The following is a 12416-nucleotide window of genomic DNA, read 5'->3' as shown; positions in this document are numbered from 1 at the left end:
TCTTATTCCTCCACTCTTTTTTTGTATACGGTAATACAACCATCAGGACATACAGTTGCACATGCTGCACAACCAATACATAAATCAGCGTGTGCAGGTTCTACGTATGTATATCCGTGTACATTTACTTTTTTTTGAGCCATGTCAATCACATCTTTAGGGCAGGCAACAATACACAATTGGCAGCCTTTACATCTATCTGTGTTTACGACAATTGCTCCTTTAATCTTGCTCATTGTTTTTGTATTTTTAAGGATTATAAGCGTCCTTGTTGTAAAAATTGAAAATGTCTTCTAACATTTTCTTTGCCTCTAAGGCTGGAGACTCTGGATCGAGTTCTATTGCCTCTAGGTAACAATTCATTGCATTCTTTAAATCGCCTTTCTTTTTGAATTCATTGCCCTGTCGGAAAAATTCTTCCGCAGTCATAATAGTCCTCCTTTCGTTTATAGTTATTTTGTAATAAATTATTAGGTGAAAATCTATTCGCGTTGTTTTTATTTTTATGATATCAATTTTGTGATATCAATTTTATCAGAATAATTCTTATTTATAGTATTCTTTTTTTCCTGCTGCCAGTGTATTCTTCATTAAAGAACATATTGTCATAGGACCTACTCCACCAGGAACGGGTGTTATATAAGAACATTTAGGTGCAACTTCGTCGAATTTTACATCTCCTGTTAATTTGAATCCACTTGGTCGAGATGAATCTGGAACTCTAGTTGTGCCTACATCTAGTATAACGGCACCTTCTTTTACCATATCTGCCGTAACAAATTCTGGTTTTCCGATAGCTGCAATTATAATATCGGCAGCCAAACATTCTTCTTTCAAAGTCTTTGAATGAGAATGACACACTGTAACAGTTGCATCACCAAATTGTTTTTGCATCATTAGTTGTGCCATTGGTTTACCAACAATATTACTTCTGCCAAGAATAACACATTTCTTTCCTGATGTTGGAATATTATAATGTTGGAGTAAAGTTAACATTCCTAATGGTGTTGCTGATATGAAGCATGGTAAACCAATAGACATTCGTCCAACATTTATTGGGTGAAAGCCATCTACATCTTTACGATAGTCAACTGCCATTATTATTTTTTGTTCGTCTATATGTTTGGGCAATGGAAGTTGCATTATAAAGCCGTCTACATCATCGTCTTTATTTAGTTTATCTACACATGCGAGCAGTTCTTCTTCTGTAACATCGCTTTCAAAGCGAATTAGCGAAGATTTAAAGCCACAAGCCTCACAAGCTAACACTTTATTTTTCACATAAGTTTCACTCCCGCCATCGTGTCCAACAAGTACAGCTGCAAGATGTGGTCGTTTTCCTCCAGCTTCTACAATTTTACGTACTTCTTCCGCAATTTCCTTTTTAATAGCTGTTGCGGTAGCTTTTCCATCAATAAGTTTATAATTCATAAGGTCTTGAATGTAGGTTTTATTATATTATTCTTTTTGAACTATAGTTTAGGCATCTTTGGCATTCCTGGCATATTTTTCATTTTACCCATCATTCCTGCCATTTTAGACCCCGTAACCATTTTCATCATTTTACGTGTCTGCTCGAATTGCTTTATGAGTCTATTTACCTCTTGTATATTGGTACCTGACCCTTTTGCAATACGCTGACGTCGAGAGTTATTTAATATTTCCGGATTAGTTCTCTCCTTTGGCGTCATACTTTGTATAATTGCTTCTATTCCTTTAAAAGCATTATCGTCAATATCAACATCGCGTATAGCTTTTCCTACACCAGGAATCATTGCAGCAAGATCTTTTAGATTTCCCATTTTTTTGATTTGCTGTATTTGGTTGTAGAAATCGTTGAAATCGAATTTATTTTTTTGTATTTTCTTTTGAAGCCTTTTTGCTTCTTCTTCATCGAATTGCTCTTGGGCACGTTCTACAAGCGAAACAACATCGCCCATTCCTAATATACGATCAGCCATTCTTGCAGGATGGAACACATCTAATGCGTCCATTTTCTCTCCTGTACCAATAAACTTTATAGGTTTGGTTACAACTGTTCGAATTGATAATGCAGCACCACCACGTGTATCGCCATCGAGTTTGGTTAATACAACACCATCAAAGTCTAATCTGTCGTTAAATTCTTTTGCTGTGTTTACTGCATCTTGACCTGTCATAGAGTCTACAACAAATAAAACCTCGTCGGGATTTACATGCTTTTTCAGACTTTCTATTTCGTCCATCATTTCTGCATCAACAGCTAAGCGTCCAGCAGTATCTATAATTACTACATCGTTTCCATTAGATTTTGCTTCTTTTATAGCGTTCTCGGCAATAGCATTTACATTTTTGCTATCGGGTTCGCTATATACGGGAACATCTACCGATTCGCCTACAACTTTTAATTGTTGAATAGCTGCAGGACGATATACGTCGCAAGCTACAAGCAATGGTTTTTTATGTTCTTTTGTTTTTAACAGATTGGCTAATTTACCAGAAAACGTTGTTTTACCAGAACCTTGCAATCCGCTCATTAAGATTATGGCTGGTTTATTTTCTAATTTTAAACCAACTGATTCGCCACCCATCAATTTTACCAATTCATCATGAACAATTTTCACCATAAGCTGTCCTGGCTTCACGGCTGTTAAAACGTTCATTCCTAAAGCTTTTTGCTTTACAGTATCGGTAAATGATTTCGCAACCTTATAATTGACATCGGCATCTAACAATGCACGACGAACATCTTTCAACGTTTCTGCTACGTTTATTTCTGTAATCTTTCCCTCTCCCTTTAATATTTTAAAGGAGCGTTCAAGTCTATCGCTTAAATTTTCAAACATTATGCTATATGTGTTCTTTTCGAAATAAATATATGCAAAGATAATAAATAAGATAAATAATGACAAAGAAAAAATGTATTTTTTTTGTGGTTCATAGTTTTTATAATCTAATGAAAATCATTAACAGATAAAAAGCTAGCAAAAATTTTGTCTATCTAAAAATAATATATAATTTCGCAACTTATAAGTTTTAACAAAATAATAAGATTGAAAGAAATGGAATATTATATTAACGTTGATAACAAAAAACAAGGTCCATATAATTTAAAAGAACTTGCTGAACGCAAAATAGAAGCTACCACATTGTTGATGGCTTCAAATTCAAATGAATGGCAACCTGCATGGCAAATAGACGAATTGCGTCCTATTTTAATGGCGAACGAAAATGATAAAACCAATAAATTAGGGAATGATTCTGTTGTAACTGGTACGCCTTTTAACGATATTCCTCATGTAGAAGCACAACCAATAGAAAATGTATACATAGAAAGACCTATTCAAGAGAAACCTAAAAAACATTATGGCTGCTTTATTGGTTTTCTTATTGCATTTGTGGCACTTATTTTTCTCTTAATTTTCACGTGCCCTTCTGCCGATGAACATAAACGTGTATTGTCTGATGTTGTAACTTCTACTATAAACGACGTTACAACTTCGGCTGTTAATGATTCTACCGATGAATTAACTTCAAAAGCATTGCAAACATTTAACGATGTGTTTACAAAAAAAATTATAAGTGGCGCTATGGACAACTTAGTGAGTGTTGATAACTACTTTGTTGGTTCGGTGGGAAAAATAAATATTGCCGGAAAAAGTTATATTGTTTCGGTGGGCGTACTCAACCACATTTTTACACTAAATAAAGACCAACTAAGGTTGGCTGCAGAGAAATATTACAAGAAAACAAAAATAGATGTTCAATCTGACTTCCAAAAAGAAGCGGAAAAACTCTTGAAAGAGAAAGTTATTGCCCCTGCACAAGATAAAGTAAAAGAGATGGCTGGTTCGGTTGTAGACGAAATACTTGATGGTATAGGTTTATCTTCTGGACAAAAATCTTCGAATAGTAAATCTACACTACCAAAAGATTCTATTTAGAGCGAAAATATAAATTCGAAAAAACATATCAGTAAGTAAGACTTCTCCCAACAATAATATAAATAGCTGGTGTAGATTTCTAAAAAGAACAGAATATATTTTATTTACCACACAATAAAGAAATCAACCGATTTACCTATTTAGATAAATCGGTTGATTTCTTTTTGTAACATATCGTTAAGCCTAAACAAGTTGCAAGAACTTCGTTGTTTTGTTTTATTATAAAATTGCTTTATTGGTTTTATAATACATCCATAGATGAAATAAAAAATTAGAAAGGCAAACTGTGTTACAGAAAAATTATGGTATAAACAAAATACAACTATGTTACAGTTTAATAACCAATTTAGGTTAAACTTAAACAGAATCGTTATATTATATATAAGGTGTATAGAGAGTTCTAAATACTACGTTTGAAAAAAGTTTGATAAAACTTGTAAGTTTAAAATAATATACTTACTTTTGCAACCGCTTACAAGAAAAGCAAGGGCGTTTAGCTCAGTTGGTTTAGAGCATCTGCCTTACAAGCAGAGGGTCGGCGGTTCGAATCCGTCAACGCCCACATTAAAGGGTAGTTTCCAGAGTGGCCAAATGGGGCAGACTGTAAATCTGCTGCTTCTAGCTTCGGTGGTTCGAATCCATCACTACCCACAACAAAAAAGAAAGCATCTCCACATCGGAGGTGCTTTTTTTATGCCAATTAGGAAGATTATTATTATTACTCTAGAATTTATTATTAGAAAATTTAAAAATGTAATTACAAATTCTGAATTTATAATTAAAAATTCTATGAAATATAATAATAGTTTTGAGCTTTCTTTTTAAGATTACTCAAAACTATTATTTTATAGTAAAAATGTTTTCACAGAACAGTTATAATCTCACATTGTATGTTATGTGTACAGCTGACAAAGATTCTAACTGCTTATTCATTTCGTTGTCGTAGCACCATTATGTTTGCGAAGATAAAGAAATATTATTTCCTTATTAGTTGCTATAATTGATAGTAACCTGAACTCGGGATAAGTTTCTTTTTATTACTCTAATTTATTTATCCTAAAACCCATTTAGCCTCAATCGTCTTAGATTGAGGCTACTCCTTTTTATCAAAAACAAACTGTTTTTTTAGAACAAAGAAAGTTGACCGTTGTGTTGTTCTATGCAGAAATCTAAATTGACTTCAGGTTTCTTTTCAAAGAAGCTATATGCAGCCATTGCTGATAATACATTCATAGCAAAATTAAGTACACTTCTATGTCTAGAGTGGACCAATTGTGCTACATTTTTCAGTTCGTCATTGATAGTTTCAATTACAGATCTTTTTCTTAAAAGCAGTCTATCATATATTGGGATTAACTTGTTTTTCATATTACTTCTTATACCTGTTACCAAGTTAATGCCATCATTGAATAATTTTTCAAATAGTCCCTTAGAGATGTATCCTTTATCGGCAAATAATTTTCCAAAAACATTATCAGTCAGCCTATTAAAGACATTCTCATCTCTATCATCTACATTGGCTTTGGTAAGCATAAAGTTGAGAATTTCCCCTCGTTCATTGCATATAAGGTGCAGTTTAAATCCAAAATACCAACCCATTGTGCTTTTGCCTCTGGTAGCATAATCCTTAAAAACCTTATTGCGGTAAATACGTTTATTATGGCAGACTGGGATACAGGTAGAGTCAATAAAGCTAATACCAGTACATCTGCCAAAACAACATATTTGCAAGAACATCATCATTTCTACCGAAACTCTAGCTTCAAGCTCCAAAAAACGATTATAGGATAACAGATGAGGAAACATATCTGCAAGATGCTCCTTGATAAAGAACATATAATAATGTTGAAAGTTACGATAAGAATTAAAATGAAAACAGATCATTATGGTTATGATTTCTGACTTGCTCATACGCCATTTACGAAGGCGATGCTTACACTTGGTATCATTAGGAAGCCCTATTTTATCAATTTCTGACTCAAATTCTTTGCAAAAGTCATCTGCAATACAAAAGATTTCGGTAATTTTGTCTTTGGTAATCATCGCTATATTAATTGTAAGTTATTGATTTTCAACTATAAAGTTACAAAAATATAACGAGATTACCAACTTTTTTGAGTATTATTCTTATCCCGAGTTCAGGTTAGTAGAAAGCTAGTACTTATTTCTGAAAGAATGAATGTAATTACAGTTTCATAGCTTATAGACTTAGTTTTTCTTAGGAAACATTATCTCTACTTACTAAGCCATCTGTAAGTACGACAAGTAAGAATAAAGGTAATATAATTTTATCTGTTAAATTGAAATTATAATTTCCGTTTATTAAGTTTAAGAGCGGATAAAATGTGAATACTAAATATAAACTAACACTAGTGTTATTTGTTCGTTCTACCATTTTCATACATATACCAGAAAAGGCAATGCTTAGTAGACTCAATAAGAATGGTACAAAATTACTAAGTCCACTTTTCAAAGAAACAACATAGATAGCTGTTACAAAAGCAACAAATGTCCATACTGTTAATAATCTACGTTCTATAAAATTGTAAGTCGCAAGTCTTTTCTTCTTTCGAATGAAGGTAAAACCAAATGTACACCACGCAATTAAAGGTGCAGCACAATACAAATAAACTATCCAAGAGCCTACAAAATAGCCCAATGCATACAGAACAATGCAAAAACCTGACCAAATTGCTAAAAAACGTGGCAATTTAGGGTCAATACCATCAGTATTCTCCATCGTTTTTTTTATTGTTTCAATGTTTTCAGTTGTCGCTTTCTCCTTTTCGTTTACAACTTTGCCTGTTGTTTCTTTCATAGCATCGGTTGTTGCTTCTTTCATATTATTCATAAACATAAGTTTGTAATTATGCCTGCAAATATAGTGAAAAAAGATGGAGAAGATTATAAACCAAGTTGAATATTTTATTATTCTACATTTTTATTTCCATATTAATAGCCTTTGGCAAGCAAACAAATTGTTTTATTTGCTTATACAACAAAAATATAGTAACTTTGCACCACTAAACTAACAGTTATGAAAAGTAGCTTAGCATATCTCATTTTAACAGTATTCTTGCTAATGTCGTGCGGCAAGAAAAGCGAAACACCAGATGCTTCTAAAGCAATAGATACAATTCCGATGTTGGTAGAACGGGTGCAAAAAAGCTCTCGTTTGTACACTTCAGAATATAGAATACACAAAATTATAACGCACACCGACGAAGTTAAAGCAGAAGGAACATTCTTTAACAAGAAGTTTTCTATAAATCTTCCATTTGGCGACCGGCGTGTTGCAATACCACTCGATGCTGTTGTAAAGGCATATATAGATTTCTCTGACTTTAACGAAGAGAATGTAAAGAAAGAGGGTAATGGGAAAATTACGATTATTCTGCCCGATCCTCGTATTGTTCTTACCAGTACAAAGATAGACCACAAAGGAATGAAAGAGTTTGTGCCGTTTATGCGCCATAACTTTACCGATGCTGAACTAACAAACTACGAACGACAAGGCAGAAAGCAGATTATTAATTCTATCGGACAGATGGGTATTATAGAACATGCGCAAGAGAGTGCTGCAAAACAACTAATTCCGATGTTGAAAATGCTTGGGTATAAGCAAGAAAACATTACTATTAGTTTCCGAAAGCAGTTTACAATGGCTGATATTACACGATTTATTGAAAATTCAACTATTCAGAACAATAAGAAAGATGAGTAACGAGATACAAAAGTTTGCCGGGAGAACATTTAAAACCTTCTGGTTACAAGTGCTTGGCATTGCAGTGCTCATTGCAGTTGGCATTGCTCTTGTGAAATGGATTACCAATACAAATTCAGTATCGGTGAATGTAGACCAACGAATAGATGTTACACCACAACAAGTTCAATCTATTCAGAGCATAGGACAATGGGAATTTCTTGCAATCAACGACGAAGAACTTGTTGATACGGTACGGAAAAGCATCTTTGTAGATCGCGAATTGGTTCGTATTTATTATGGAACATTACGTTTAGGAATAGACTTACACAAAGCGAAACCACAATGGCTTCATGTGGAGAACGACTCTATTGTTGTTGCTACATTGCCTAATGTTGAATTATTGGACCGTAATTTCATAGACGAGGCACGCACGCAATCGTTTTTCGAAAGTGGGTCATGGTCGGCTGATGATAAAGAGAAACTATACAACATTGCTTACAAAAAAATGCTAAAACGTTGTTTCACTAAAGAGAATATTGCCACAGCAGAAAACAATGCGCAACAACAATTCGAAAAAATGCTAAAGGCAATGGGATACAAAAATGTTAGAGTGGAATTTGAAAAAAGAAGCAAACCAAAATAGCAATTCAAAAACATTCAGGAAACAAATACATGTACACAATTCTTAAACCTTATTACACACATTACAAATCGCTTACACAGTTAGGTCTGCCTATAATTATTGGACAAATAGGGACAATTATTCTTGGACTTGCCGATACTTTAATGATTGGACAGCATAGTACCACCGAACTTGGTGCTGCTGCCTTCGTAAACAATATGTTTGTATTGGTTTTAGTATTTGGATTGGGCTTTGCATACGGTTTAACTCCCATTGTTGGTTCGCTTTATGCACGAGAAGAAAACAACAAAATTGGCGGAATGCTTAAGAATGCACTATTAGTAAACACGCTATTGGCTGTTTTACTTGTGGCTGCAATGTTCTTACTTTATTTAAATCTTGATAAATTGGGTCAGCCAGAAGAACTACTTCCTTTAATGCGTCCCTACTTCATTGTAAATCTTATATCGTTACCTTTCTTTTGTTGGTTCAATACCTTTAAACAGTTGTTTGATGGAACTACCGACACTAAAATACCAATGTGGATTATGTTAGGTGGAAATGTATTCAACATTGTGGGCAACTATGTTTTAATATATGGCAAGTTAGGATTTCCAGAACTTGGCTTATACGGAGCAGGAATTTCTACCATGACTTCGCGCATTCTAATGGCAATTGTAATTACAATTATATTCTTCGCATCTAAAAGATACAAGATATATCACCATGGTTTTTTAAAACAGTCCATTAATCGTGCCGACCTTATATTTTTTCTTCGCATAGGTTTCCCTTTAAGCCTACAAATGGGTATGGAAACAGCTGCTTTTAGTTTAAGTTCTATTATGGTGGGGTGGATTGGAACAAAAGCTTTAGCAGCCCATCAGGTTATGCTTTCCATTTCGCAGCTGTTTTATATGGTTTATTATGGTATGGGAGCTGCCATTGCTATACGTGTGAGCTATTTTATGGGGCAACGCGATTATAAAGCAGTACAATTATCGTCGTCGGCAGGTTTCCATCTCATTATGTTGATAGCCTTTATTGTTGCTATTCCTGTTTTTATTTATCGTAACCAAATGGGAGCTATTTTTACCGATAGCGAAGATGTTTGCCAGATGGTAGCACAACTTATATGGCCTTTAATGATTTACCAAATAGGCGATGGTTTGCAATGCGCATACGGTAATGCAATGCGTGGTCTTTCGTATGTAAAACCACTCGTACCTACAGCTTTCGTTGCCTTCTTCTTAATTAGTTTGCCCATTGGTTTTTTGCTTGGAATAAAACTTAACTTTGGAATACAAGGAATATGGTATGCGTTTCCATTTGGCTTAACCACTGCTGGTATGCTCTACTATTATTTCTTTAGGAAAGAATTAAACAAGCTTGCAAATAAGAAGGAAGCTATTCTGCCAAAATAGCTTTTTCGCTTGGTATTTCTTTGTTCATCGATAAAATTAGTCTGAATTTTTATTACAGAAAATATACAGGCAATTCTATCGTCGGACTGCATTTGCCAGAAAAATTCATTCGCTACATACAATTTTTACGGTTCATATTCTCTGCTGCAAAGGCAACAACAGATGCGACGAATACAAATATACAATTAATTGATATTCAATTGTTTGCAAAAACATTATACTTTTCTAAGAAAAAGAATATACTTTTCGCTAAAAAAGTACGGACGTTTTCACAAAAAAGTACGGACGATTTCACAAAAAAGTACGGACGATTTTGCTAAAAAGTACGGACGGTTTTATTGGAAAGTACGGACGGTTTATAAAAAAGGTACGATGGTTTTGAACAGAAAGAATATAGGCATTAAAAAATGTAATTTATTTTCATAACACAAACAGCTTGTAACCGAGCAAGAAATACGATGAAAAATATGCATATTTACGTGCAAAATGTATTCTCACACTTTAGCATCATTGCTAAAACAATTTAGCACCGATGCCCTACAATATGAGCAACGGTGCTAAACTAATTGACTTTTGTATATCTATGGATAAATAAACCTGAAGTTATGGTTCTACAATGTTGGTTCTACATACCTTCGTCTTCAGCCATTTCCAACTCTGTTTTAGGTTTTCCTTGTGGTTGTTTTTCGGCATCATCACTATCGGTATCTAACTGAATAGACGATGTTATTTTTACAGTTCCCATCTTGTTAATGGTTACATCTATTGGAATAAACTCATCGCTGTTAGGATCAGGAGAACCTACACTTGCTCCAAACTTTAAATACTCGCCTTCAACTTTATCGAACATAAAACCTATAAATGCTCCTTCTCTGCCATATTTATTATCGGTGAATGCTTTAAAATCGTTTTTTTGAAATGTGCGTTTAAAAAATTCTGTACCATCGGCACGCATAATCACAACCTCAACTTTATTATCGTAGTATTTTTTTCCATCGCTATCCGTAACCATTGGCAGGTTTTTATCGGCATGGCGTTTAATACTAATGGTATACGAACTGCCCAACCACTCTACTTGTTTCTTATATTCAAAGTTGGAAAGCTGCTGTGGTCCGCGCGATGATACCGTTTTAGGTTTAATTTTGGTTATGATGTTATCCGTCTTCTTTTCTTTTTTACAAGAGACTACAGACATTGAGAGTAGTCCACATAATAAAAGCAACGATGTATTTTTTATAACTTTCATCTGATAAAAATGTATGTGTGTATGCAAAAGTAGTGATTTTTCTTAAATCAGCCAAGCAGTATACAAGTTAATCTTTCTTATAGGTTTACATTGCAACATAGTATATCAAGCAGAAATACTTTCGTTTACAATGGCATTATTGTTTGCAACACGAGCCAACTACTTTGTATCTAGCGTTATATGGTACAGGTTTGCATAAGCTCCATCTAAGTGTGCAAACGACACAACCACAGCAAAGCTATCGCCTATCTTATTATGCGTGGGGTGTTCTAATACAAAATTACCATTCATTGAACGGTAATCGCCACCACCAAGCAACTTATATCCAAACGAAAGTACTTCTTCTGCAAAGTCTAACATTTCTTCTTCCGACCACGTATATAAGTTTACACGCTGTGTTGTAAAGCGATCGCCCATTCCAACACCCCAAAATCCCATCTGTCGAGGGTGTGTTCCAGTAACAATATCTTTGTTTGTAGCCTCATCGTACTGCATATTATAACTATAGGTTAGCTCTTTTTGTGCTCCATAACCTTTTATTACTTGCGCCAATGTTAATCCATACGAAGCTCCTATAGCATCAAAAAAACGCATTTCGTTGGTACGTTGGTCTCCATCTACTAATAGTTCGTATAATGGTCCAAACTTAAACTGCTTGTTGTTGCTTGTTATATTTTTCTTCTCTGTGGGAGTTGTAGATATATCTTCGGTAGGAGGATACTTTACGTTTAATGCTAAATCGGTTGTAGATATATTTTGAGAATCTGTAGCTAAAGGGCGTTGGCGTTGAGTGTTTCCGAATTGTTCATATCCGTCCATTGGTATTTCTCTAACATTAGATTGTGTCGGCTTCGGTTTTGTTTCAGTAACATCATTATGTTGTTGTTCTCGCGTAGCCTTTTTAACGGTGCGATATTTCTCCACAAAATCGTCTTTCCCCGTAGCTTTATTTATATATTTATCAGTACCTCCAGCATATTCGCTCACCCTTGTTCCATTTTTCCAAACCGCAGTATATTCCAGTTTTCCACGTTCAGAATAAGTATACGTTGTACCGTTCAACACTCCGTTCGTATAGTTTAGCTTCATTCCTATACTACCATTAGCAAAAAACGACACCGCTCTCCCATTAGCTTTCCCATTGCTATACATCATAATAGATTCTATTCGTCCCGATTTATAAAATGTAAGCGCAACACCATTAAGCACAGTAAGCCTGTCGTCTACTTTATTAATGCTTATATAATGCTTTTCTGCATAGAGCTGTCCAGAGATGTTATAGTCGTAAAATACCTTTTGTCCTTGCTTGTCTACAGATAGTATGCGGTAATAAGATGCCTGTTTAGCAGAGTTTACACCCTTCCAATTACGATTGTAGAATATTGCATTTTTAGGAATACGATATTTTATACGCTCTTGTGCTAATAACGAAACTGGCAACAACAAAATAACAAGAAATAAGAGAAATTGTTTCATAAACTCTTTATATTTGGTGTGC

General features: G+C 34.4%; 12 protein-coding genes and 2 tRNA genes. 6 read left to right on the top strand and 8 right to left on the bottom strand.

The features are described from left to right. Nucleotides 1–2: 2 nt before the first annotated feature. From DX009_RS04150 to ffh, 4 genes are all read right to left on the bottom strand, one after another. Nucleotides 3–236: a 4Fe-4S dicluster domain-containing protein gene (locus tag DX009_RS04150; protein WP_006045212.1), complete on the bottom strand. Its 234-nt coding sequence runs from the start codon at nucleotides 234–236 to the stop codon at nucleotides 3–5. Nucleotides 237–249: 13 nt separating this feature from the next. Next, nucleotides 250–429, bottom strand: a complete 180-nt coding sequence (locus DX009_RS04145; protein ID WP_006045213.1) for a tetratricopeptide repeat protein — start codon at nucleotides 427–429, stop codon at nucleotides 250–252. Between the two features lie 117 nt (nucleotides 430–546). Beyond that, nucleotides 547–1431, bottom strand: a complete 885-nt coding sequence (gene folD, locus DX009_RS04140; RefSeq protein ID WP_115083112.1) for a bifunctional methylenetetrahydrofolate dehydrogenase/methenyltetrahydrofolate cyclohydrolase FolD — start codon at nucleotides 1429–1431, stop codon at nucleotides 547–549. 41 nt (nucleotides 1432–1472) lie between these two features. After that, nucleotides 1473–2825, bottom strand: coding sequence for a signal recognition particle protein (gene ffh / locus DX009_RS04135; RefSeq protein WP_006045215.1), 1353 nt, complete (start codon nucleotides 2823–2825; stop codon nucleotides 1473–1475). Between the two features lie 216 nt (nucleotides 2826–3041). On the opposite strand from ffh, the gene DX009_RS04130 reads away from it, so the two are divergent. The 3 genes from DX009_RS04130 (at nucleotide 3042) to DX009_RS04120 (ending at nucleotide 4574) form a co-directional block, all read left to right on the top strand. Next, a complete protein-coding gene (locus DX009_RS04130; RefSeq protein WP_115083111.1) occupies nucleotides 3042–3923 on the top strand; it encodes a DUF4339 domain-containing protein in 882 nt (293 codons plus the stop codon). A 487-nt stretch (nucleotides 3924–4410) separates the two neighbouring features. After that, nucleotides 4411–4485, top strand: a tRNA-Val gene (locus tag DX009_RS04125). Nucleotides 4486–4492: 7 nt separating this feature from the next. Then, nucleotides 4493–4574: transfer RNA gene (locus tag DX009_RS04120), tRNA-Tyr, on the top strand. 474 nt (nucleotides 4575–5048) lie between these two features. Here the strand turns inward: DX009_RS04120 and DX009_RS04115 are convergent. Beyond that, nucleotides 5049–5966, bottom strand: a complete 918-nt coding sequence (locus DX009_RS04115) for an IS982 family transposase (protein WP_115082805.1) — start codon at nucleotides 5964–5966, stop codon at nucleotides 5049–5051. 175 nt (nucleotides 5967–6141) lie between these two features. Further along, nucleotides 6142–6741 (bottom strand): hypothetical protein, encoded by a 600-nt coding sequence (locus DX009_RS04110; protein WP_245944580.1) that lies wholly within the window; start codon nucleotides 6739–6741, stop codon nucleotides 6142–6144. Between the two features lie 219 nt (nucleotides 6742–6960). Here DX009_RS04110 and DX009_RS04105 point away from each other — a divergent pair, with 219 nt between their 5' ends. From DX009_RS04105 to DX009_RS04095, 3 genes are read left to right on the top strand one after another with little or no spacing between them, the layout of a single operon-like run. Then, nucleotides 6961–7647, top strand: a complete 687-nt coding sequence (locus DX009_RS04105; RefSeq protein ID WP_006045220.1) for a DUF4230 domain-containing protein — start codon at nucleotides 6961–6963, stop codon at nucleotides 7645–7647. Further along, the gene (locus DX009_RS04100) at nucleotides 7640–8272 is read left to right on the top strand and encodes a DUF4230 domain-containing protein (RefSeq protein WP_115083109.1); all 633 of its coding nucleotides are present in this window, start codon (nucleotides 7640–7642) and stop codon (nucleotides 8270–8272) included. Before DX009_RS04105 ends, DX009_RS04100 begins: the two co-directional genes overlap by 8 nt. Nucleotides 8273–8301: 29 nt before the next feature. Further along, nucleotides 8302–9672, top strand: coding sequence for an MATE family efflux transporter (locus DX009_RS04095; protein WP_115083108.1), 1371 nt, complete (start codon nucleotides 8302–8304; stop codon nucleotides 9670–9672). A gap of 625 nt (nucleotides 9673–10297) precedes the next feature. On the opposite strand, the gene DX009_RS04090 is transcribed toward DX009_RS04095, so the two are convergent. Together DX009_RS04090 and DX009_RS04085 are read right to left on the bottom strand one after the other, a co-directional pair. Continuing rightward, entirely contained in the window at nucleotides 10298–10918 is a 621-nt protein-coding gene (locus DX009_RS04090; protein ID WP_115083107.1) for a DUF4738 domain-containing protein, read from the bottom strand. 159 nt (nucleotides 10919–11077) lie between these two features. Beyond that, nucleotides 11078–12394 carry a toxin-antitoxin system YwqK family antitoxin gene (locus tag DX009_RS04085; protein WP_115083106.1) on the bottom strand — a complete coding sequence of 439 codons (1317 nt, stop codon included), beginning with the start codon at nucleotides 12392–12394 and terminating at the stop codon, nucleotides 11078–11080. Between the last annotated feature and the right edge of the window lie 22 nt (nucleotides 12395–12416).

The sequence above is a fragment of the Prevotella pallens genome (genome assembly GCF_900454935.1).
Taxonomy (GTDB): Bacteria; Bacteroidota; Bacteroidia; order Bacteroidales; family Bacteroidaceae; genus Prevotella; species Prevotella pallens.
The sequence above is the reverse complement of the archived record's forward strand: the minus strand, read 5'-3'. Positions and strand labels throughout refer to the sequence as shown.